This window comes from Streptomyces sp. NBC_00582, assembly GCF_036345155.1.
Taxonomy (GTDB): Bacteria; Actinomycetota; Actinomycetes; order Streptomycetales; family Streptomycetaceae; genus Streptomyces.
Window position 1 is genome coordinate 8,278,536 of record NZ_CP107772.1, and the last position, 22,795, is coordinate 8,301,330.

Annotated in this window: 21 protein-coding genes; 17 read left to right on the top strand and 4 right to left on the bottom strand. The window is 71.5% G+C overall.

The window, feature by feature from the left end; genetic code table 11:
* Positions 1 to 64: 64 nt before the first annotated feature.
* The gene (locus OG852_RS37425; RefSeq protein WP_133913619.1) at positions 65 to 1,867 is read right to left on the bottom strand and encodes a glycoside hydrolase family 15 protein; all 1,803 of its coding nucleotides are present in this window, start codon (positions 1,865 to 1,867) and stop codon (positions 65 to 67) included.
* A 495-nt stretch (positions 1,868 to 2,362) separates the two neighbouring features.
* Between OG852_RS37425 and OG852_RS37430 the strand changes: the two genes are divergently transcribed.
* The 11 genes from OG852_RS37430 to OG852_RS37480 all read left to right on the top strand — a co-directional run bounded on the left by OG852_RS37430 (position 2,363) and on the right by OG852_RS37480 (position 15,062).
* Positions 2,363 to 4,012, top strand: a complete 1,650-nt coding sequence (locus tag OG852_RS37430; protein ID WP_133913618.1) for a CTP synthase — start codon at positions 2,363 to 2,365, stop codon at positions 4,010 to 4,012.
* Between the two features lie 87 nt (positions 4,013 to 4,099).
* Positions 4,100 to 4,726 carry an NUDIX domain-containing protein gene (locus tag OG852_RS37435; protein ID WP_133913617.1) on the top strand — a complete coding sequence of 209 codons (627 nt, stop codon included), beginning with the start codon at positions 4,100 to 4,102 and terminating at the stop codon, positions 4,724 to 4,726.
* Between the two features lie 231 nt (positions 4,727 to 4,957).
* Positions 4,958 to 7,000, top strand: a complete 2,043-nt coding sequence (locus OG852_RS37440; RefSeq protein ID WP_330350241.1) for a tetratricopeptide repeat protein — start codon at positions 4,958 to 4,960, stop codon at positions 6,998 to 7,000.
* A 133-nt stretch (positions 7,001 to 7,133) separates the two neighbouring features.
* Positions 7,134 to 8,258 (top strand): alanine dehydrogenase, encoded by a 1,125-nt coding sequence (ald, locus tag OG852_RS37445; protein WP_133913615.1) that lies wholly within the window; start codon positions 7,134 to 7,136, stop codon positions 8,256 to 8,258.
* A gap of 427 nt (positions 8,259 to 8,685) precedes the next feature.
* On the top strand, positions 8,686 to 9,822 hold the full coding sequence (locus OG852_RS37450; protein WP_330350242.1) for a ParA family protein: 1,137 nt from the start codon (positions 8,686 to 8,688) through the stop codon (positions 9,820 to 9,822).
* Positions 9,807 to 10,376, top strand: a complete 570-nt coding sequence (locus OG852_RS37455) for a hypothetical protein (RefSeq protein ID WP_133913613.1) — start codon at positions 9,807 to 9,809, stop codon at positions 10,374 to 10,376. Before OG852_RS37450 ends, OG852_RS37455 begins: the two co-directional genes overlap by 16 nt.
* Positions 10,377 to 10,394: 18 nt before the next feature.
* Complete coding sequence (locus OG852_RS37460) at positions 10,395 to 11,420, top strand: segregation and condensation protein A (RefSeq protein WP_330350243.1); 1,026 nt, start codon at positions 10,395 to 10,397, stop codon at positions 11,418 to 11,420.
* On the top strand, positions 11,417 to 12,064 hold the full coding sequence (gene scpB / locus OG852_RS37465) for an SMC-Scp complex subunit ScpB (protein ID WP_133913611.1): 648 nt from the start codon (positions 11,417 to 11,419) through the stop codon (positions 12,062 to 12,064). Before OG852_RS37460 ends, scpB begins: the two co-directional genes overlap by 4 nt.
* Positions 12,064 to 13,146: a pseudouridine synthase gene (locus tag OG852_RS37470; RefSeq protein ID WP_133913610.1), complete on the top strand. Its 1,083-nt coding sequence runs from the start codon at positions 12,064 to 12,066 to the stop codon at positions 13,144 to 13,146. Before scpB ends, OG852_RS37470 begins: the two co-directional genes overlap by 1 nt.
* Positions 13,147 to 13,287: 141 nt before the next feature.
* Positions 13,288 to 14,043 carry an NUDIX hydrolase gene (locus tag OG852_RS37475; protein WP_133913609.1) on the top strand — a complete coding sequence of 252 codons (756 nt, stop codon included), beginning with the start codon at positions 13,288 to 13,290 and terminating at the stop codon, positions 14,041 to 14,043.
* On the top strand, positions 14,040 to 15,062 hold the full coding sequence (locus OG852_RS37480; protein WP_330350244.1) for an ADP-ribosylglycohydrolase family protein: 1,023 nt from the start codon (positions 14,040 to 14,042) through the stop codon (positions 15,060 to 15,062). Before OG852_RS37475 ends, OG852_RS37480 begins: the two co-directional genes overlap by 4 nt.
* Here OG852_RS37480 and OG852_RS37485 read toward each other — a convergent pair whose 3' ends face one another.
* Positions 15,063 to 15,485, bottom strand: coding sequence for a Rieske (2Fe-2S) protein (locus OG852_RS37485; RefSeq protein WP_133913607.1), 423 nt, complete (start codon positions 15,483 to 15,485; stop codon positions 15,063 to 15,065).
* A gap of 180 nt (positions 15,486 to 15,665) precedes the next feature.
* Between OG852_RS37485 and aroH the strand changes: the two genes are divergently transcribed.
* The 5 genes from aroH to der all read left to right on the top strand — a co-directional run bounded on the left by aroH (position 15,666) and on the right by der (position 20,174).
* Positions 15,666 to 16,028: a chorismate mutase gene (aroH, locus tag OG852_RS37490; RefSeq protein WP_133913606.1), complete on the top strand. Its 363-nt coding sequence runs from the start codon at positions 15,666 to 15,668 to the stop codon at positions 16,026 to 16,028.
* Positions 16,025 to 17,119 carry a prephenate dehydrogenase gene (locus OG852_RS37495; protein ID WP_330350245.1) on the top strand — a complete coding sequence of 365 codons (1,095 nt, stop codon included), beginning with the start codon at positions 16,025 to 16,027 and terminating at the stop codon, positions 17,117 to 17,119. Before aroH ends, OG852_RS37495 begins: the two co-directional genes overlap by 4 nt.
* Positions 17,120 to 17,238: 119 nt before the next feature.
* A complete protein-coding gene (cmk, locus tag OG852_RS37500) occupies positions 17,239 to 17,925 on the top strand; it encodes a (d)CMP kinase (protein ID WP_133913604.1) in 687 nt (228 codons plus the stop codon).
* Entirely contained in the window at positions 17,922 to 18,584 is a 663-nt protein-coding gene (locus OG852_RS37505) for a lysophospholipid acyltransferase family protein (protein WP_133913603.1), read from the top strand. The genes cmk and OG852_RS37505 overlap by 4 nt, the downstream gene beginning before the upstream one ends.
* A gap of 108 nt (positions 18,585 to 18,692) precedes the next feature.
* On the top strand, positions 18,693 to 20,174 hold the full coding sequence (der, locus tag OG852_RS37510; protein ID WP_133913602.1) for a ribosome biogenesis GTPase Der: 1,482 nt from the start codon (positions 18,693 to 18,695) through the stop codon (positions 20,172 to 20,174).
* Positions 20,175 to 20,224: 50 nt separating this feature from the next.
* Here the strand turns inward: der and OG852_RS37515 are convergent, their stop codons facing one another.
* Positions 20,225 to 20,629 (bottom strand): hypothetical protein, encoded by a 405-nt coding sequence (locus tag OG852_RS37515; RefSeq protein WP_133913601.1) that lies wholly within the window; start codon positions 20,627 to 20,629, stop codon positions 20,225 to 20,227.
* A gap of 148 nt (positions 20,630 to 20,777) precedes the next feature.
* A complete protein-coding gene (locus OG852_RS37520) occupies positions 20,778 to 21,560 on the bottom strand; it encodes a hypothetical protein (protein WP_133913600.1) in 783 nt (260 codons plus the stop codon).
* A gap of 514 nt (positions 21,561 to 22,074) precedes the next feature.
* Between OG852_RS37520 and OG852_RS37525 the strand changes: the two genes are divergently transcribed.
* On the top strand, positions 22,075 to 22,752 hold the full coding sequence (locus OG852_RS37525; protein ID WP_133913599.1) for a LysM peptidoglycan-binding domain-containing protein: 678 nt from the start codon (positions 22,075 to 22,077) through the stop codon (positions 22,750 to 22,752).
* The last annotated feature ends 43 nt before the right edge of the window (positions 22,753 to 22,795 follow it).

Sequence of the window (22,795 nt, forward strand, 5' to 3'; positions counted from 1 at the left end):
CCGGGGCCGTCGTACGGCAGCCGAACGAAGGCGTCGGCCGCCGCACGCCGAGTGGCCGGTCGCGTCAGCCTCCGTAGGCTCCCGAAGCCGTCAGGCGCAGGGCCGTGTCGATCAGGGGGACGTGGCTGAAGGCCTGGGGGAAGTTGCCGACCTGGCGTTTGAGGCGGGGGTCCCATTCCTCGGCGAGGAGGCCGAGGTCGTTGCGCAGGGAGAGCAGCTTCTCGAAGAGCTTGCGGGCCTCGTCCACGCGGCCGATCATCGCGAGGTCGTCGGCCATCCAGAACGAGCACGCGAGGAAGGCGCCCTCGTCGCCGGGGAGGCCGTCGACGCCCTCGTTGTCGCCCGAGGTGGGGTAGCGCAGGATGAAGCCGTCCGGGGTGGACAGCTCCCGCTGGATCGCCTCGATGGTGCCGATGACCCGCTTGTCGTCGGGCGGCAGGAAGCCCATCTGGGGGATCAGGAGCAGCGACGCGTCCAGCTCCTTCGAGCCGTACGACTGGGTGAACGTGTTGCGTTCCTTGTCGTAGCCCTTCTCGCACACGTCCCGGTGGATGTCGTCGCGCAGCTCCCGCCACCGCTCCAGCGGGCCGTCGGCGTCGCCGGACTCGATGAGCTTGATGGTGCGGTCGACGGCGACCCAGGCCATGACCTTGGAGTGCACGAAGTGCCGGCGCGGACCGCGCACCTCCCAGATGCCCTCGTCGGGCGTGTCCCAGTGCTTCTCCAGGTAGCGGATCAGCTTCAGCTGGAGCAGGGAGGCGTAGTCGTTGCGGGCTAGGCCCGTCATGTGGCCGAGGTGCAGGGCCTCGGTGACCTCGCCGTAGACGTCGAGCTGGAGCTGGTGCGCCGCGCCGTTGCCGACCCGGACGGGGGCGGAGTTCTCGTAGCCCGGCAGCCAGTCCAGCTCGGCCTCGCCCAGCTCGCGCTCGCCCGCGATGCCGTACATGATCTGCAGGTTCTCCGGGTCGCCGGCGACCGCGCGCAGCAGCCACTCGCGCCAGGCGCGTGCCTCCTCGCGGTAGCCGGTGCGCAGCAGCGAGGAGAGGGTGATCGCCGCGTCGCGCAGCCAGGTGTAGCGGTAGTCCCAGTTGCGGACGCCGCCGATGTCCTCGGGGAGGGAGGTGGTGGGGGCCGCGACGATGCCGCCGGTCGGGGCGTAGGTCAGGGCCTTCAGGGTGATCAGGGAGCGGATCACCGCCTCGCGGTAGGGGCCGTGGTACGTGCAGTGCTCGACCCACTCCCGCCAGAACTCCTCCGTCGCCTCCAGCGACTGCTCCGGCTCCGGAAGCGCGGGGGGCTGCTTGTGCGAGGGCTCCCAGGAGATCGTGAACGCGATGCGGTCACCGGGGGCGACGGTGAAGTCCGCGTACGTGGTCAGCGACTTTCCGTAGGTCTCGGCGGTCGTGTCGAACCACACCGAGTCCGGGCCCGCGACGGCGACCGTGCGCCCCTCGTGCTTGTGCACCCAGGGGACGACCCGGCCGTAGGAGAAGCGCATGCGCAGGGTGGAGCGCATCGGGACGCGGCCCGTGACGCCCTCGACGATGCGGATGAGCTGGGGCGCGCCGTCGCGCGGGGGCATGAAGTCGGTGATCCGGACCGTGCCGCGCGGGGTGTCCCACTCGGACTCCAGGATCAGCGAGTCGCCGCGGTAGGTGCGGCGGGCCGCCGCGGGCGGCGGTGTGTCGGAGGCGTGGGCCGGGCCCAGGCGCCAGAAGCCGTGATCCTCTGTGCCGAGCAGACCTGCGAAGATCGCGTGTGAGTCGAAGCGGGGCAGGCACAGCCAGTCCACTGTCCCGTCACGGCAGACCAGGGCAGCGGTCTGCATGTCTCCGATGAGTGCGTAGTCTTCGATGCGCCCGGCCACGTGCAACTCCAGTCGAACGGCCACGTCACCCCCACGCGAACGGGGGGCTGTCGCTTATTTGCGGTCAAGGGGTCGTTGTAATGCGTCGTTGAGCGATGAAGCAAAGCAGTCGCTCCGCCGTATGGGCAAAACGCCAATTGTTGCTCAACGAACTGACGAGCTCTCGTTGTTCCGGTGGTTACGGGCTGGGGTGTGCCGTCTTGCCGGCCGGGCTCGGCAGCGAGTGTCCGAGCAGGATACGACGCACGTAGATGATCTGTGTGTCGCTCCGGGCAACGTGCGTACGCCGAACGGGTGAGCCACCGGTGAGAAGCCCGTAAGAAGTAGTCTGCCCGGCTCGCGCGAATGGCGCGTCCGGTGTCGGCGCGTGCGCGGAGCGTGGCCGGAAGCCATCCCGCCGAGGCGCTGATACCCTGGTAGCCCGTGGACCGGTGGGCTCGAAACCCCCGAACCGCAGCGACCCCAGACCGCGACCACGGGAGCCCCCTCTTGGCCATGCCGCCGAAATCTACGACGACCAAGCACATCTTCGTCACCGGGGGTGTCGCCTCCTCTCTCGGCAAGGGCCTGACCGCCTCCAGCCTGGGCATGCTGCTCAAGGCGCGTGGTCTGCGCGTCGTGATGCAGAAGCTCGACCCGTACCTGAACGTCGACCCGGGCACGATGAACCCCTTCCAGCACGGTGAGGTGTTCGTCACCAACGACGGCGCCGAGACCGACCTGGACATCGGCCACTACGAGCGCTTCCTCGACCGCGACCTCGACGGCTCGGCGAACGTCACCACCGGCCAGGTGTACTCGACGGTGATCGCCAAGGAGCGGCGCGGCGAGTACCTCGGTGACACCGTGCAGGTCATCCCGCACATCACCAACGAGATCAAGCACCGCATCCGCCGTATGGCGACGGACGAGGTCGACGTCGTGATCACCGAGGTCGGCGGCACGGTCGGCGACATCGAGTCGCTGCCGTTCCTGGAGACCGTCCGCCAGGTGCGGCACGAGGTCGGCCGGGACAACGTCTTCGTGGTGCACATCTCGCTCCTGCCGTACATCGGCCCGTCCGGCGAGCTGAAGACCAAGCCCACCCAGCACTCCGTGGCCGCCCTGCGGAACATCGGCATCCAGCCCGACGCGATCGTGCTGCGCTGCGACCGCGAGGTGCCGACCGCGATCAAGCGGAAGATCTCGCTGATGTGCGACGTCGACGAGGCCGCGGTCGTGGCCTGCCCGGACGCGCGGTCCATCTACGACATCCCGAAGACCGTGCACGGCGAGGGCCTGGACGCCTATGTCGTCCGCAAGCTGGACCTGCCGTTCCGCGACGTGGACTGGACGACCTGGGACGACCTGCTCGACCGCGTCCACAACCCGGACCACGAGATCACCCTCGCGCTGGTGGGCAAGTACATCGACCTGCCCGACGCGTATCTGTCGGTCACCGAGGCGCTGCGCGCCGGCGGCTTCGCCAACAAGGCCCGCGTGAAGATCAAGTGGGTCACCTCCGACGACTGCAAGACCCCGGCCGGCGCCAAGGCGCAGCTCGCCGACGTGGACGGCATCTGCATCCCGGGCGGCTTCGGCGACCGCGGTGTGCTCGGCAAGGTCGGTGCGATCCGCTACGCCCGCGAGAACAAGATCCCGCTGCTCGGGCTCTGCCTGGGCCTGCAGTGCATCGTGATCGAGGCGGCGCGCAACCTCGCCGACATCGGCGACGCGAACTCCACCGAGTTCGACGCGGCCACCGCGCACCCGGTCATCTCCACCATGGCCGAGCAGCTCGACATCGTGGCGGGCGAGGGCGACATGGGCGGAACGATGCGCCTGGGCATGTACCCGGCCAAGCTGGCGGAGGGCTCCATCGTCCGTGAGGTCTACGACGGCAAGGAGTACGTCGAGGAGCGGCACCGCCACCGCTACGAGGTGAACAACGCCTACCGCGCCGAGCTGGAGAAGAAGGCGGGCATCCTGTTCTCCGGCACCTCGCCGGACGGCAAGCTCGTCGAATACGTCGAGTACCCGCGCGACGTCCACCCCTACCTGGTCGCCACGCAGGCGCACCCGGAGCTGCGCTCGCGGCCCACGCGCCCGCACCCGCTGTTCGCCGGCCTGGTGAAGGCTTCCGTGGAGCGGAAGAATTCCAAGTAACACACCAGCTTGTACGGTGGCCGGGGTGCTTCTCTTCAACGGAGAGCACCCCGGTTTTCGTTTGTGCACGTCGAAGGAGTACACGGCATGACGATCAAGGACACCCCCGAGGCGTGGGAGGTCCGTTCCACGGAGACCCCCTTCGTGGGCAACAAGACCTCCGTGCGCACGGACGAGGTGGTCATGCCCCACGGCGGTGTGGTCCGCCGTGACTACCAGGTCCACCCCGGTTCCGTGGCCGTCCTCGCCCTCGACGACGAGGACCGGGTGCTGCTGATCAAGCAGTACCGCCACCCCGTACGGCACAAGCTGTGGGAGATCCCGGCCGGTCTGCTCGACGTGCCCGGTGAGAACCCGCTGCACGCCGCGCAGCGCGAGCTGTACGAGGAGGCGCACGTCAAGGCGGAGGACTGGCGGGTGCTGACGGACGTGTACACGACTCCCGGTGGCTGTGACGAGTCCGTGCGGATCTTCCTCGCCCGGGGGCTGTCCGCGGCCGAGGGGCAGCGGTTCGAGGTGGAGGACGAGGAGGCCGACATGGAGCACGCGCGTGTGCCGGTCGACGAGCTCGTCCGCGCCGTCCTCGCCGGCGATGTACACAACAACTGCCTCGTGGTGGGCGTGCTGTCCTTCGCGGCCGCCCGCGCCGGAGACGGCCTCGACGCGCTGCGTCCCGCCGGTGCCCCCTGGCCGGCCCGCCCGTTCGAGTCCTGAACCCCCAGGGGCCCGGGGCCGCCGCCACCGGGCCGAGTCCGTCGTGAGCGGTCCGGGCCCGACCCGCCGACAGGCGCGTGGTGTGACGATCCGCTGATCCGATCGGGGGACCTCGTGGCTGTGCCCCGCCGTCCTGCGCCCGGGACGTCGCAGAGCGTGAACTAGGCTCTGGAATGGCCCGGTCCGGAGTCCCGGCGGGCAGGTGTGCGCGGTGGGACGGGAGTGTGGCCCGTGACGGATCAGGCAGTGGACACAGGCGGCGTGCAGCTGTCCGGACACGCTGCGACACGGGGTCAATTCCTGGGCCGGACCCGGGAGTTGAAAGAACTGCGCGCCGACATCGAACGCACCGGGCTGGACACCCTGACCGGGAAGAAGGCCCCCCGCGCCCGCGTGCTCCTCATCGCGGGCCGCCCCGGCTCCGGCCGCACCGCGCTCGCCGAGGAACTCGTACGGCAGGTCGCCCGCCGCTACCGCGACGGAGTCCTGCGCACCCGGCTCGCCGACCCCGACGGCACCCCCGTCCCGGTCGAGCGCGCCGCCCGCGAGCTGCTCACCGCCCTGGACCTGCCGACCCCGGCCGGAGCCGACGAGGACGAGCTCGCGGCCACCCTGCGCGAGGCCCTCGCCGACCGGCGCGCGCTGCTCCTGCTGGACGACGCCGCCGGCGCCGACCAGGTCGACGCCCTGCTCCCGGACACCCCGGAATGCCTGCTCGTCGCCGTCTCCGCGGGCCCCCTGACCGGCATCGCGGACGTCCGCCCCTGCACCCTCGGCGGCCTGGACACCAAGTCCGCCCTCGACCTCCTCACCCGCTACACCGGCTCGGTCCGCATCACGGTCGACCCGCGCGCCGCCGAGGGCCTGGTCGAGATCTGCCAGGGCCAGCCCGCCGCGCTGATCCTGGCGGGCGGCTGGCTCGCGGCCCGCCCCCAGGCGGCCGTCTCCGACCTCGCCAAACAGCTCCACGCCGAGGGCGACGAGGGAAGCCCGCTCAGCCGGGTCTTCGGCCTCGTCCACGCCGGCTTGTCCGCCCCCGTCGCCCGCACCCTGCGCCTGCTCTCGCTCGCCCCGGCCGGCCTCGTCGACCCGCACACCGCCTCCGCGCTCGCCGGCTGCTCGATGGGCGCCGCGCAGACCGCCCTCGACGACCTCACCGCCCTCGGCCTGCTGCGGGCCGTGGACTGCCCGCTGCCCCAGTACGAGGTCCCCGGCGCCCTGCACCCCCTCCTGCGCGCCGCCGCCGAGGCCGAGGAGCGCCCCGCGGAGCTCCAGCTCGCCCGCGCCCGCATGTTCGAGCGGACGGTACGGCTGCTGCAGTCCTGCCGGGCCGTGACCGAGCCGGAGAACCCCCAGGCCCGCGAGAAGCTCCAGGGCACGCCCAGGGCCCTGCGCTTCCCCACCCGGGAGGCCGCCGCCCAGTGGCTGACCGTCCGCCGCCCCGCCCTGCTCGCCGCGGCCCGGGCGGCCGTCGAGGACGGCGAGCTGGACACCCTGGCCCGCCGGCTGATGTCCCAGCTCGTGCGGGCCATGGTCGCGCACTTCGGTACCCAGGAGGCCGCGCCCGACCTGTACGGCATCCACCAGCTCGTCCTCGACGTGGCCGAGCGCCGCGACCTGCCCCGGGAGAGGGCGGCCGCCCTGCTGAACCTGGCCGACGTCGACGCCCGTACCGGGCGCACGGCCGAGGCCCTGGTGCGCTACCGGACGGCCCTGGACGCCGGACGGGCCGCGCAGGACCCGTATGCGACCGGCCGCGCGATGGAATCCGTAGGCGGCGCGCATCTGGAGCTCGGGGACTACGAACGCGCTGCCGACTGGTTCGGCCGGGCCCTCGCCCAGCGCCTGGCCCGCGACGAGCGCGCGGACGCCGCCCGGCTGTACGGCCGTATCGCCACCGCCCACACCTATGCGGGCCGCTACGGCGAGGCGCAGCGGTCCTGGCGGGCCGCGGCGGCCGGACACCGCAAGAACGGCGATGTGGCGTCCTACGCGCGGGCGTTGAGCGAGTTGGCCCGGGTCCAGGAGTACGCGGGCCGGCCCGAGGAATCGCTGCGCACCTGCGAGGAGGCGCTGGAGTGGGCCCGGCGTGCCGAGGACACCCGGCTGCAGGCGGCGGTGCGGCTGCGCCTCGCCGACACCCTGGACCACCTCGGCGATCCGACGGCCGCGCGCCTGCACCGTGGCGAGGCCGGCCGGCTGCTGGAGGACCACGATCGCCTGGAACAAGCCCCTAACGCCTACGAAATCCGCAGTGCCCTGGCTGAAGATTGATGCATTGAAAGGCTAGACAGCGGGAACACCTTCATTAGACTGGCTCTGCCGCACCTTCTCCTGCGGTGTATCCCGGTGTACCCCTTGTATCCGGGTATGTATTCCTATGCCCCCACCCACTGAGCCAAGGACCGTGATCGACGTGAAGGTCGGCATCCCCCGCGAGGTCAAGAACAACGAGTTCCGGGTGGCCATCACCCCCGCCGGTGTGCACGAGCTGGTGCGCCACGGTCACCAGGTGGTCATCGAGCGCAACGCCGGTGTCGGCTCGTCGATCGTCGACGAGGAGTACGTGGCCGCCGGCGCCGTGATCCTGGAGACGGCCGACGAGGTCTGGGCCACCGCCGACCTGCTGCTGAAGGTCAAGGAGCCCGTCGCCGAGGAGTACCACCGCCTGCGCAAGGACCAGACCCTCTTCACCTACCTCCACCTGGCCGCGTCCAAGGAGTGCACGGACGCCCTGCTGGAGTCCGGGACGACCGCGATCGCCTACGAGACCGTCGAGCTCCCGAGCCGCGCGCTGCCGCTGCTCGCCCCGATGTCCGAGGTGGCCGGCCGGCTGGCCCCGCAGGTCGGCGCCTACCACCTGATGCGCGCCGGCGGCGGCCGCGGTGTGCTGCCCGGCGGCGTCCCGGGTGTGCCGGCCGGCAAGGCCGTCGTCATCGGCGGCGGGGTCTCCGGCTGGAACGCGGCGCAGATCGCCATCGGCATGGGCTTCCACGTCACCCTGCTCGACAAGGACATCAACAAGCTCAAGGAAGCCGACAAGATCTTCGGCACCCGGATCCAGACCGTCGTCTCCAACGCCTTCGAGCTGGAGAAGGCCTGCCTCGAGGCCGACCTCGTCATCGGCGCGGTCCTCATCCCGGGCGCCAAGGCCCCGAAGCTGGTCACCAACGAGCTGGTGTCCCGCATGAAGCCCGGCAGTGTCCTTGTCGACATCGCGATCGACCAGGGCGGCTGCTTCGAGGACTCCCGTCCCACCACCCACGCCGAGCCGACCTTCCAGGTCCACAACTCGGTCTTCTACTGCGTCGCCAACATGCCCGGCGCCGTCCCCAACACCTCGACCTACGCGCTCACCAACGCCACGCTGCCCTACATCGTCGAACTCGCCGACAGGGGCTGGGCGGAGGCGCTGCGCCGCGACGCCGCGCTCGCACGGGGTCTCAACACCCATGACGGCAAGGTCGTTTACCGCGAGGTGGCGGAGGCGCACGGCCTGGAGCACGTCGAGCTCGACCAGCTCCTCGGCTGAGCCCGTCCGCAGGACCGCTTCCGTCGGCACCACGATTAAGTCACCTTTTCGCAAAGGCGATACGTCAACAAGGCGCGTCAACGGCGCACACCCGGCCGGACCTTGCCCCACAAGGTCCGGCCGGATGTGTGTATGGTCACTTTGCGGCTCTCGGCCAACTCGCCTCGAACGTAACCCTTCGACCGATTCGCACACCGGTTGAACCTGCCGTGCGACGGCCGTACGCCCTTGACAGCGGGATGTTTCATTGCCGACACATCGGGCCGGGTCCGGCGGATTGTGTTGCTGCGGACGCCCGACACGCCATAGAGTCGCCAACCGTCGGCATGGTGCCACGCTGACCTTGTCTAGAAGTTTCCTGGTCACCAAGGAGGTAAGACGACTTGTGAATGAGTCGACATTTGCTCCCGGGGGTGGTCAACCAGGAATGCCTACGCGGGGCCCGGGCCCCACGGGGCTCGAGGCTGTCGGCTCCGTCGCTGTCCGAACCTTCGCAGCCCACCAGAGCCAGACCAGCCCCCCTACGGCTCTGTCAGCACACCAGAGCATGGACGGTCATCACGTGAACGCCATGGCCGGCGACGGAAGTGGCGCGCCCCACAACCACTTCGCCGACTACGACGAACTGCCCGACGGGCACTTCTACGACCCAGACGCCGAGTACGAACCGGACCCGGAGTACGCGGCCACGCTCGCGCCCGACGCTGCCCGCCAGCGCCGCGAGCGCGTCGGCCCGACGGGCCGCCCGCTGCCGTACTTCCCGATCCCGGGACCGCTGACCCAGCACGGTCCCGCGACGATCATCGCGATGTGCAACCAGAAGGGCGGCGTCGGCAAGACGACGTCGACCATCAACCTGGGCGCCGCGCTCGCGGAGTACGGACGCCGGGTGCTGCTCGTCGACTTCGACCCGCAGGGCGCGCTGTCGGTGGGTCTCGGTGTCAACCCGATGGAGCTCGACCTCACGGTCTACAACCTGCTCATGGAGCGGGGCATGTCGGCCGACGAGGTGCTCCTGAAGACCGCGGTCCCCAACATGGACCTGCTGCCCAGCAACATCGACCTGTCGGCCGCCGAGGTCCAGCTCGTCTCCGAGGTCGCGCGCGAGTCGACCCTCCAGCGGGCGCTGAAGCCGCTGATGGACGACTACGACTACATCGTCATCGACTGCCAGCCCTCGCTCGGTCTGCTGACCGTGAACGCGCTGACGGCCGCGCACAAGGTGATCGTGCCGCTGGAGTGCGAGTTCTTCGCGCTGCGTGGTGTGGCGCTGCTGACCGAGACCATCGAGAAGGTCCAGGAGCGGCTCAACCCGGAGCTGGAGCTCGACGGCATCCTCGCCACGATGTACGACTCGCGCACGGTCCACAGCCGTGAGGTCCTGGCCCGGGTGGTCGAGGCCTTCGACGACCACGTCTACCACACGGTCATCGGGCGCACGGTCCGCTTCCCGGAGACCACGGTCGCCGGTGAGCCGATCACCACGTACGCCTCCAACTCCGTCGGCGCAGCCGCCTATCGCCAGCTCGCCAGGGAGGTGCTCGCCCGGTGTCACGCCGAGTGAGTCTGCCGGGGGCCGACGAACTCTTCCGTACGACAGGGGGGATGGCGCTTCAGCCGTCCGCACCCCGACGCCAGGCCGGTGGCGAGGCCCGGGTGCCCGCCCCGGCCGGCGAGAGCGACGGGGTCGCCGCGGGCGAGGACGCGCCGCAGGCCGTACCCGCGCAGGGCGGGGACGGCGAGGGCGCGGAGCACGTGGCGGCCGACGCCGACCCGACCGACACCGAGCCGCGAAGCCGGACGGAGCGCTCCGGACGGCGACCGGGGGTGCAGGAAGGTTCTGTCCCCGCCGACGAGGCCGCCCAGCCCCGCAAACGCGGGGGACGGGCCGCGGCCCGCCGGCCCAGCGGACGTGAGCGGCACGACGAGAAGATCACCGTGTACGTGTCCGCCGAGGAGCTGATGGACCTGGAGCACGCCCGGCTGGTGCTCCGCGGCGAGCACGGGCTGGCCGTGGACCGGGGGCGGATCGTGCGGGAGGCGGTCGCGGTGGTGCTCGCCGACCTGGAGGCCCGCGGAGACGCCAGCATCCTCGTACGACGGTTGCGGGGGCGGTAGGGGTAGCCTGCGGGGGCCATGACCTCGAGCGACGTTCCCGCCCCCGGCACACCCCGTGCGGGCCGTCGGCGTGCGCTGGGCAAGGGGCCGGGCGCTCCGGCGGTCGAGCCCGACACGGCGGTCGAACCGGAGACGGCGGTCGAGCCGGACGCGGTCGTGGAGGCGCCGGTCGTCGACGAGGCGTCGCGGGCCGAGGCGTCGCCGGAGATCCCCGACGGTGTCTTCACGGTGCGGCTCGCCAACTTCGAGGGGCCGTTCGATCTGCTGCTCCAGCTCATCTCCAAGCACAAGCTGGACGTCACCGAGGTCGCGCTGTCGAAGGTGACCGACGAGTTCATGGCGCACATCCGGGCGATGGGACCGGACTGGGACCTCGACCAGACGACCGAGTTCCTCGTCGTCGCCGCCACCCTGCTCGATCTGAAGGCGGCCCGGCTGCTGCCCGCCGCCGAGGTGGAGGACGAGGCCGACCTGGCGCTGCTGGAGGCCCGGGACCTGCTGTTCGCCCGGCTGCTGCAGTACCGCGCGTACAAACAGGTCGCCGACGTCTTCACACACCGGCTCGACGTCGAGGCCCGCCGCTACCCCCGGACCGTAGGCCTGGAACCGCACCACGCCGAGCTGCTGCCCGAGGTGGTCATCAGCATCGGGGCGGAGGGATTCGCCAGGCTCGCGGTGAAGGCGATGCAGCCCCGGCCGAAGCCGCAGGTGTACGTCGACCACATCCACGCGCCGCTGGTGAGCGTGCAGGAGCAGGCCGGGATCGTCGTCGCGCGGCTGCGGGAGCTGGGGGAGGCCTCCTTCCGGACGCTCGTCGAGGACACCGACGACACCCTGACCGTGGTGGCCCGGTTCCTGGCGCTGCTGGAGCTGTACCGGGAGAAGGCGGTCGCGCTCGACCAGGAGACCGCGCTCGGGGAACTGCTCGTGCGCTGGACCGCCGGGGACGGGGACGCCCAGCCGATGGTCACCGACGAGTTCGACCGGCCGCCGGAGCCGCCCGAGGAGCCCGAGAAGGGGAACGAGAAGGGGAAGAAGCCGTGACCGAGAGCCCCGTCGCCGCGCTCGATCTCAAGGGCGCCCTGGAGGCCGTCCTGATGGTCGTGGACGAGCCCGCCACCGAGGAGCACCTCGCGAAGATCGTGGAGCGGCCCCGGCGGCAGGTCGCCGACGCGCTGCGCGCCCTGGCCGACGAGTACACCGTGCAGGGACGCGGCTTCGAGCTGCGGTTCGTCGCGGGCGGCTGGCGGTTCTACACGCGCGCGCGGTTCGCGCCGGCGGTGGAGCGGTTCGTGCTGGACGGGCAGCAGGCCCGGCTCACCCAGGCCGCGCTGGAGACGCTCGCCGTGGTCGCCTACCGGCAGCCGGTCAGCCGCAGCCGGGTCTCCGCGGTGCGCGGGGTCAACTGCGACGGTGTGATGCGCACCCTGTTGCAGCGCGGTCTCGTCGAGGAGGCGGGCACGGAACCCGAAACAGGTGCGATCCTGTATGCGACGACGAACTACTTCCTGGAGCGGATGGGCCTGCGCGGTCTGGACGAGCTCCCGGAGCTCGCGCCCTTCCTCCCGGAGGCGGAGGCGATCGAGGCCGAGACCCAGGAAGCCGTGCCGTCGTTCGACCCGGACGCCCCGGACACGGACGACGGGCCCACGACGAAGACGACTGACACGACGACGACGGAATGTTGATGCGAAGCAGCGGTAGCGGTAGCGGGAAGAGCGGCGGGCGCGGTAACCACCGCGGGGCCGGCAACGGCAGGGACCAGAAGCAGGGCGGCCAGGGCGGCCAGGGGCGCCCCCGCAAGCCCCGTCCCGAGGAGCGCCGCTACGACGTGGGCCCCGGCGCCTCCCCGGACGGCCCGAAGTCCGGGCGCGGCGGCTCCGCGCGCGGCGGTGCCAAGGGCGGCCCCAAGAAGCCCCAGCCCCAGCGCGGGCGCACGGCCCCCGGCAGCTCGCGTGAGTACGAGGCGCGGGCCGAGGAGCGCAACCGCGAGCGGTACGCGGGCAAGAAGGACATCAAGCCGCCCAAGACCTTCCCGGGCGCCGAGCAGGAGGGCGAGCGGCTGCAGAAGGTCCTCGCGCGCGCGGGCTACGGCTCCCGACGGGCCTGCGAGGAGCTCATCGAGCAGGCGCGGGTCGAGGTCAACGGCGAGATCGTGCTCGAGCAGGGCAAGCGCGTCGACCCGGAGAAGGACGAGGTGAAGGTCGACGGCCTGACGGTCGCGACGCAGTCGTACCAGTTCTTCTCGCTGAACAAGCCGGCCGGTGTGGTCTCCACGATGGAGGATCCGGAGGGGCGGCAGTGCCTCGGGGACTACGTCACCAACCGTGAGACCCGGCTCTTCCACGTCGGCCGGCTCGACACCGAGACCGAGGGCGTCATCCTGCTCACCAACCACGGCGAGCTGGCGCACCGGCTGACCCACCCGAAGTACGGCGTGAAGAAGACCTACCTCGCGCACATCGTCGGCCCGATCCCGCGCGATCTCGGCAAGAAGCTCAAGGACGGCATCCAGCTCGAGGACGGCTACGCGCGCGCGGACCACTTCCGGGTCGTCGAGCAGACCGGCAAGAACTACCTCGTCGAGGTCACCCTGCACGAGGGCCGCAAGCACATCGTGCGCCGGATGCTGGCCGAGGCGGGCTTCCCGGTCGACAAGCTGGTGCGGACCGCCTTCGGGCCGATCACCCTCGGCGACCAGAAGTCGGGCTGGCTGCGGCGGCTGTCCAACACGGAGGTCGGCATGCTGATGAACGAGGTCGACCTCTAGAAGCGCCCTGCACGGCTGTGTGGCGGCCGGTACCGGGTCATCCGGTGCCGGCCGCTTCCGTTTGCGCGAAAGCCTGTCAGAGGGCCGCTGAGGACTTGTGGGCCGACGGCTGATTCTTTATAGTCGTCCCGACTATTAGTCATGTTGACCATAAAGGAGGCGGCACCGGTGCAGGGCTACGACAAGTACGCGCACGAACCCTTCGCCGTCACCGTCGACCTCGCCGTCCTCACGGTCCGCGAGGGCACCCTGCACGTCCTGCTCGTCGAGCGCGGACAGGAGCCGTACGCCGGGAAGTGGGCCCTGCCCGGCGGCTTCGTACGGCCGGACGAGTCCGCCGAGACGGCCGCCCGGCGCGAACTGGCCGAGGAGACCGGCCTGGACGGAGTCGGCGCCGGGTCCGGACTCCACCTGGAGCAGCTGCGCACCTACAGCGAACCCGACCGCGACCCCCGGATGCGGGTCGTGTCCGTCGCCTTCGCCGCCCTGCTGCCCGACGCGCCCGAACCGCACGGCGGCGGCGACGCGGCCGAGGCCCGCTGGCTGCCCTACGACGAGACCGGGCCGCTCGCCTTCGACCACGACCGGATCCTCGCCGACGCCCACGAACGGGTCGGCGCCAAGCTCGAGTACACCTGCCTCGCGACCTCCTTCTGCCCGCCCGAGTTCACCCTCGGCGAGCTCCAGCAGGTCTACGAGACGGTCTGGGGGACGGGGCTCGACCGTCCCAACTTCCGCCGCAAGGTACTGGCCACACCGGGGTTCGTCGAACCGGTGCCCGGAGCCGCGCGGCTGACCGGAGGCCGTGGCAAACCGGCCGCCCTCTACCGCGCGGGCACCGCCACCGCGCTCCACCCGCCCCTGCTGCGACCGCCCCGGGAAGGACGTTCCGCATGACCACGACCACCGTGAGGAAGCGCGCCGCCACCGGCGCCCTGCTGGGCCTCGCCCTCGGGGACGCGCTCGGCTTCCCCACCGAGTTCAACGACGTCCCCTCGATCCTCGCCAAGTGCGGGCCCTGGCGGGGGATGGAACTGCCCGGGCGCCCCTTCGTCTCCGACGACACCCAGATGACCCTCGCCGTGGCCCGCGCCCTGCGCACCGCGATGGACCGGGGACTGCTGGTGCCGACACGGCTGCTACGGCCCCTGCGTGAGGAGTTCGTGGACTGGTACCAGTCGCCCGAGAACAACCGCGCCCCCGGCCGGACCTGCCTGACCGCCTGCAACCTGCTCAAGGACGAGCAACGGCTGTGGCAGGACGCCAGCCAGATCGGCTCCAAGGGCTGCGGCGCCAACATGCGCGTCGCCCCCGTGGGCCTCGCCCCCGGCCTCAGTGAGGAACAGCGCGCCGGCGCAGCCCAGTTCCAGTCCGCGCTCACCCACGGCCACCCCACCGCGCTCGCCGCGTCCGACCTCACCGCCCACGCCGTACGGCTCCTCGCCCAGGGCGCCCCGCCGGCCGGACTGGTCGCGCGGCTGCGGTCGTACGCCGTCGCGAACCGCACCCGCTACCACCACCGCTGGCTCGGCGACCTGTGGACCCGCAGCCAGGACCCGTCCGCCGAGCACTTCATCGCGCGCGGCTGGGACGAGTGCCTGGACATCCTGGACCGCCTCGCCGAGGCGCTGCGCGACCCGGCACCCGAGAGCGACCCGTGCCTGGCCACCGGGGCGGGCTGGATCGCCGAGGAGGCCATGGCCACCGGCCTGCTGTGCTTCCTGCTCTTCCCCGAAGAGCCGGTCACCGCGCTGCGCCGGGCCGCGTGCTCCTCCGGCGACTCGGACTCCATCGCCTGTCTGACGGGCGCCTTCGCGGGGGCGTACACGGGCGCCGACGCCTGGCCCACGCCCTGGGCGGACCGGATCGAGTACCAGGGGGAGCTGGTGACGCTCGGCGCGCTGTGGGACCTGTGATCAGGTCAGCGTGATGCTGTCGCCCCGCACCGAGATCTGCTTCTGAGGCAGCGGCTTCGTCGCCGGACCCGAGGCCACCGAGCCGTCGGCGATACGGAACTCGCTCTTGTGACAGGGGCAGTTGATCGTGCCGTTCGCGACCGAGCCCACCGTGCAGCCCTGATGGGTGCAGACCGCCGAGAAGGCCTTGAAGTCACCCTTCGTCGGCTGGGTGACGACGACCTTCTCGGCCGTGAAGATCTTGCCGCCGCCCTCGGGGATCTCGGTGGTCTTCGCCAGCGCGCCCCCGGCGGCGGACTTCGTCGCGTCCGCGGAGTCCGACGACGAACCGCCGCCGTCGTCGTTGCCGCAGCCCGTGGCGAGGGCCGCTGCCGCGCCGCCCGTCACGATGAGCACCGTGCGTCGTGTCGGGGAGATGGTCATGGCGTCACTCCGGGGGGTGCGGAAGCACGTACAGAAGCCAGCCAAGCGCGTACCGGCGGCGCCCCGCAACCGGGCGCGCCGCGTCTCAGGGGGCGGGCGGGGCGCACTCACCCCGGCGCGGGCTGACTAGGCTGGACATCTCAAGAGCCGTACATCAGCACATCAGCGAGGAGCAGCGCCGTGGCGGTACGAGCGGTCCGGGGAGCCGTCCAACTGGAACGCGACGAGGCCGGGCACATGGACGAGCAGGTCGGGGCCCTGCTCACCGCCGTCCTGGAGCGGAACTCCCTCAGCGCGGACGACCTGATCAGCATCTGGTTCACGGCCACCCCCGATCTGCACAGCGACTTCCCGGCCGCCGCCGCCCGGGCGCTCGGCATCGTCGACGTCCCCCTGATCTGCGCCCAGGAACTCGACGTCGAGGGCGCCATGCCGCGCGTCGTCCGCCTGCTCGCGCACGTCGAGTCCGAGCGGCCGCGCGCCGAGATCAGCCATGTCTACCTCGGCGCCGCCGCCGCCCTGCGCAAGGACATCGCCCAGTGAGGACCGCACTCGTCATCGGCACCGGGCTCATCGGCACCTCCGCCGCCCTGGCCCTCGCCCAGCGGGGCGTCGTCGTCCATCTGGAGGACCACGACCCCGGACAGGCCCGTACGGCCGCCGCGCTCGGCGCCGGCACCGACGAGGCGCCCGAGGGCCCCGTCGACCTCGCCGTGGTGGCCGCCCCGCCCGCCCACGTGGCCGCCGTGCTCGCCGACGCCATGCGCCGGGGCGTGGCCCGCGGCTACCTGGACGTGGCCAGCGTCAAGGGCGGTCCCCGCCGGGAGCTGGAGGCGCTCGGCCCGGACCCGTCCGTGATGGCCAGGTACATCGGCACGCACCCCATGTCCGGCCGGGAGAAGTCCGGCCCGCTGGCCGCGACCGGCGATCTCTTCGAGGGCCGGCCCTGGGTGCTCACCCCCACCCGGGACACCGACACCGAGGTCCTCAACCTCGCCCTGGAACTCGTCTCGCACTGCCGGGCCGTCCCCGTGGTGATGGACGCCGACGCGCACGACCGCGCCGTCGCGCTCGTCTCCCACATGCCCCACCTGGTCTCCAGCATGGTCGCGGCCCGGCTGCAGAACGCCGAGGAGGCCGCCGTACGCCTGTGCGGGCAGGGCATCCGGGACGTCACCCGGATCGCCGCCTCCGACCCCCGGATGTGGATCGACATCCTCTCCGCGAACCCGGGGCCCGTCGCCGACCTGCTCACCGATGTCGCCGCCGACCTGGACGAGACGGTGCGGGCCCTGCGCGCACTGCAGTCCTCCGACGACGCCAAGCGACGTGAGGGCGCCGACGGCATCGAGGACGTCCTGCGCCGCGGCAACGCCGGACAGGTCCGCGTCCCCGGCAAGCACGGGGCCGCCCCGCGCGTCTACGAGGCCGTGGTGGTGCTCCTCGACGACCGGCCGGGCCAGCTCGCCCGCATCTTCGCGGACGCCGGACAGGTGGGCATCAACATCGAGGACGTACGCATCGAGCACGCCACCGGGCAGCAGACCGGTCTGATGCAGCTCATGGTGGAGCCGAAGTCGGCGCCGGTGCTCTCGGCGGCGCTGCGCGAGCGCGGCTGGTCGATCCGGCAGTAGGGCGGTTCCCGCGGTGGGGGCGGACCTCGGCCAGAAGGGTGACGTATGCCCGGTAACCTTGTGCGGGGCACCCTCGCGCCCCGCACATCCACCACCTCGCACCAGGAAGGTGTCCCCCCGTGGAAAACGGCGCCGCCCAGCCCGTGATTGTCGCCATCGACGGCCCCTCCGGCACGGGCAAGTCGAGCACGTCCAAGGCCGTGGCCGCCCAGCTCGGGCTGAGCTACCTGGACACCGGCGCCCAGTACCGGGCGATCACCTGGTGGATGGTGACCAACGGGATCGACATCGAGGACCCCACGGCGATCGCGGCCGTCGCGGGCAAGGCGGAGATCGTCTCGGGCACCGACCCGGCGAACCCGACGATCACCGTCGACGGCATCGACGTCGCCGGCCCGATCCGCACCCAGGAGGTCACCTCCCGGGTCAGCGCGGTCAGCGCGGTCCCCGAGGTGCGGGCCCGGATCACCGAGCTGCAGCGTTCGCTGGCCACCGGCGCGGAGAAGGGGATCGTCGTCGAGGGCCGGGACATCGGTACGACGGTGCTGCCCGACGCCGATCTGAAGATCTTCCTCACCGCCTCCCCGGAGGCGCGCGCCGCCCGCCGCAGCGGTGAGCTCAAGGGCTCCGACGTGGCCGCCACCCGTGAGGCGCTGATCAAGCGGGACGCGGCCGACTCCTCCCGCAAGACCTCCCCGCTCGCCAAGGCGGACGACGCCGTCGAGGTGGACACCACCGAGCTGACCCTGGCCCAGGTCGTCGAGTGCGTCGTCACCCTCGTCGAGGAGAAGCGGGCCGGAAAGTGAGCGAGCTGCCTTCCGAGAAGGGCGCCGAGGTCGGGCGGCGGATCGGCGTCGGCCTGATGTACGGGCTGTGGAAGCCGCGGGTGCTCGGCTCCTGGAGGGTGCCCGCGAGCGGTCCGCTGATCCTCGCGGTCAACCACTCCCACAACCTCGACGGCCCGATGGTCATCGGCGTGGCGCCCCGCGCGTCGCACTTCCTGGTCAAGAAGGAGGCGTTCATCGGTCCGCTCGGCCGGTTCATGACGAGCGTCGGCCAGATCGAGGTGGACCGCACGAGCGCCGACCGCACGGCGATCACCCGGGCGCTCGGTGTGCTGGACAACGGCGGGGTCCTCGGCATCTTCCCGGAGGGCACGCGCGGTGAGGGCGACTTCGCCTCCCTGCGCGCCGGGCTCGCCTACTTCGCCGTGCGCAGCGGGGCGCCGATCGTGCCCGTCGCGGTGCTGGGAAGTTCCGAGCGGCGCGGACGGTTGATAAAGGGGCTGCCTCCGTTGCGCTCCCGTGTCGACGTGGTCTTCGGCGACCCGTTCGAGGCGGGCGACGGCAGCGGACGGCGGACGCGCAAGGCGCTGGACGAGGCGACCGAGCGCATCCAGAAGAACCTGGCCGCCCACCTGGACCACGCCCGGCGGCTCACCGGCCGCCCTGCCACGGGCGCATAAAACGCCGGGCGCCCCACAGGGCGCTGGGCGACACTGAGTAGTGGATCAACCCGGGACGAAGGGGGTGATCCACCGACCACCACGATGGAACGACGAGGTACGCACTTCATGAACGACCACATCCAGCCCGGCGGCTCGGACGGCTTCGAGCACGATCACGGGGCGCTCGGCGACGCCGAGTACGCGGAGTTCATGGAGCTCGCCGCGGAGGAGGGCTTCGACCTCGAGGACGTCGAGGGTGCCATCGAGGAGGCCGGACACGGCCCCCTCCCGGTGCTCGCGGTCGTCGGCCGGCCGAACGTCGGCAAGTCGACCCTCGTCAACCGGATCATCGGCCGCCGTGAGGCGGTCGTCGAGGACAAGCCCGGCGTCACCCGTGACCGCGTCACCTACGAGGCCGAGTGGGCGGGCCGCCGCTTCAAGGTCGTCGACACCGGCGGCTGGGAGCAGGACGTCCTCGGCATCGACGCCTCCGTGGCCGCCCAGGCCGAGTACGCCATCGAGGCGGCCGACGCGGTCGTCTTCGTCGTGGACGCCAAGGTCGGCGCCACCGACACCGACGAGGCCGTCGTACGGCTGCTGCGCAAGGCCGGGAAGCCGGTCGTGCTGTGCGCCAACAAGGTCGACGGACCGAGCGGCGAGGCGGATGCCGCGTACCTGTGGTCCCTCGGGCTCGGCGAGCCGCACCCCGTGTCCGCGCTGCACGGCCGCGGCACCGGCGACATGCTGGACGCCGTCCTGGAGGTCCTGCCGGACGCCCCCGAGCAGACCTTCGGCGGCGCCGGGATCGGCGGCCCCCGCCGGATCGCCCTCATCGGCCGCCCGAACGTCGGCAAGTCCTCGCTGCTGAACAAGGTGGCGAACGAGGAGCGCGTCGTCGTCAACGAACTGGCCGGCACCACCCGTGACCCGGTCGACGAGCTCATCGAACTCGGCGGCGTGACCTGGAAGTTCGTCGACACCGCCGGTATCCGCAAGCGGGTCCACCTCCAGCAGGGAGCCGACTACTACGCCTCGCTGCGCACCGCGGCCGCGGTCGAGAAGGCCGAGGTGGCGGTCATCCTGATCGACGCCTCCGAGTCCATCTCGGTCCAGGACCAGCGGATCGTGACGATGGCCGTCGAGGCCGGCCGCGCGATGGTCATCGCCTACAACAAGTGGGACACCCTCGACGAGGAGCGCCGCTACTACCTGGAGCGGGAGATCGAGACCGAGTTCGGCCAGGTGGCGTGGGCGCCCCGGGTCAATGTCTCGGCCCGCACCGGCCGCCACATGGAGAAGCTGGTCCCGGCCATCGAGACCGCGCTGGCCGGCTGGGAGACCCGCGTCCCCACGGGCCGTCTCAACGCCTTCCTCGGTGAGCTGGTCGCCGCCCACCCGCACCCGATCCGGGGCGGCAAGCAGCCCCGCATCCTCTTCGGCACCCAGGCGGGCACCAAGCCGCCGCGGTTCGTCCTCTTCGCCTCCGGCTTCATCGAGGCGGGCTACCGCCGCTTCATCGAGCGCCGGCTGCGCGAGGAGTTCGGTTTCGAGGGCACCCCGATCCACATCTCGGTGCGGGTGCGCGAGAAGCGCGGCAAGAAGAAGTAGACATGAGCGAGGGGGGTCCGTGACCGCGTCACGGACCCCCCTCGCCTCGTTCAGAAACTCCTTCGGGATCCCGGCGGCAGCGCCGCCGGCACCGGAACCATCGCCGTCTGCTGCCGCTCCGTCTGCTGCTGGCCGATCTGCCCGACCCGCTGCCACTGCGACTGCTGCCGGGCACTCTGCACGCCCGCGCTGTAGGCGCTGTAGGAGTGACTGAACGAGCCGGGCCGGTACGCCGTCGGCGCCTCCGCGCTGTGCGGCATGTTCCCGAAGGCGGTGAACCCCAGATCGTCCTCACCGCTGCGGTCACCCGGCAGCGAGCGGAACGTCTTGACGTACTCGGCGTAGAGCGCGTCGTAGATCGGCGTGGCCGACGGGCCGCCCTGGGAGTCATGGGCCGGTCGCGCGGAGGGGACCGACGGATAGACGGGGCGACGGGGAACCTCGTAGCTGTGCACGTAAGTCCAAACGACCCGTGCCTCAAAGAGATGCGGTAACCGTCGGGGGCGCGGGGCCGTACTCGTACGCGGCTCCGCCGCGTGGGCGCGACAAGCCACGACGCACCCGCGGCCGCCGCATCACCCGCACCCCCCTCTCGGTGGGCGCTCAGGTACCAGCCAGCGGCATCGCCGCCCCCACCAGCTTCCCGTTCGCCGCCGCCTTGTCCAGCGCGTCCCGCATCAGGTCCTCCCGCGGCTGCCGCCCGATCGACCCCACCGGCGCCGCGAACATCAGCACCTGCTGGTGCTTGTTGGCGGCGGCCCGCCACCCCTCCGTCACCTGCAGCGGCTGGTGCGCCTGCCACCAGGCGACCGGCTGTCCACCGTTCGCCGAGGGCTGGAGTACGGCGTGCAGCTGACCCATCGCCAGCAGCACGGACCAGCCGTGCTGCACCGGCGGCACCTCGGACAGCTCCGACAGCGGCATGAAGCCCTGCTCGATGAGGAGCGGCAGGAAGTCGTCGCCGGCGCCGGTGGTGCCGGGGCGCACGATGGGCGCGGTCGGCTCGACGACCAGCGCGGGGTGCAACTCCCCGGCGAGCAGGACGAGTCCGCTCGTCACACCGAGGACGGCCTGCTCGGGGACGACCTTGTGCTGGTCCAGGTCGACGCTGTCGCCGCTGATGGAGCGGACGGCGCCCTGGAGCTGCTCCTCGGTGACCTGGACGACCTGCGAGGGCAGACAGGTGGCGTGGGCGAAGGCGAGGACGGCGGTCTCGTCCCCGATGAACAGGACGGTGCTGGTGCGCTCGTGCGCGGAGTCGCCCGGGGTGCGGCAGGACGTGCAGTCGTAACTGCCCGGGGCGTTGTCTCCGGCGAGCAGCCGGTCGGCTTCTTCGTCGCCGATCTCGGCGCGTACCTCGTCGCTGACGTCGAGCATGCGCGGCACGGGTGACTCCCTCGGAAGGCGGTGCGTTGGCGGGCCGGGTGGGTGCCCGGCTCATGAGATGACAACGGGGGAGCTGTGGTGGGGGTCACGCTGGCCGACTGAGTCGTTCAGAACGCCGAACACGGATGGTCGCGTTCCGTGGAGAATCGGCCACTCGCTGTCAAGTAACGGGGAGGTCACGGGCGTTGGTTCCGTGAACTGACTCACAGCACGCCTCGGTCGCTGTCCGGTAAATCGGGAAATGCAGGGATGTAGTGGGTGGCCGAAATTGGTCGCTACCTGCGGTAACCCTCAACTGGCCTGCGACAACGGGGATCTGGTTGATAACGGCTCGTCAGGCTCCCTAGATTGCTCCGCCGTGTGCAGCGAGCACCGCCCGGGTACGTCCACCGGCCGCGCAGAGCAGAACCAGCGCAGCGACACCGCCGAAGGACGGGGCGGAGCGCGACACCCGCGTCGACACGTGGGAAGCGCCCCGCCCGGGGGAGACCCGGGTCCGTAGAGAGGGAACTTCATGTCCGAGTGTGCCGATCAGTCCACCCGCACGACGCGCAAGACGGCGGTCCTCGCCGGGGCGGCACTGCTCGCCCCCCTGGGGCTGCTGGCCGCGACCGGCAACGCCGCGGCTGCCGACAGCGGGGTGTGGGACCGCATCGCCCAGTGCGAGAGCGGCGGCAACTGGCACATCAACACCGGCAACGGCTACTACGGCGGACTGCAGTTCTCCGCCTCCACCTGGCGCGCCTACGGCGGCTCGGCCTACGCGGCCACCGCCGACGGGGCCAGCCGGGAGCAGCAGATCGCCGTCGCCACCAAGGTCCAGAAGTCCCAGGGCTGGGGCGCCTGGCCGGTCTGCTCGGCCCGCGCCGGAGCCACCGGCAGCGCCCCCTCGACCTCCGGGTCCGCCACCGGGTCGAGCTCCCACAAGAAGACGTCCGGCTCGTCGACCCGGTCGGGCGAGGCGACCGGCACGACGAAGTCGCAGAGCGGTTCCGCCAAGGCGCCCGAGCGCACGACGACCAGCACCTCGCGCGGCAGCAGCCGAGGTGACTACACCGTCCGCGTCGGCGACACCCTGAGCACCATCGCCGCCGCGCACAACACCACCTGGCAGCGTCTCTACGAGGCCAACAGGACCGTCATCGGCAACGACCCGGACCTGATCCTGCCGGGCCGGCGCCTCGCGTTCTGAGCCGAACGCGCCCCGGCCCCGCCGGACGCACGGCCCCGTCCGG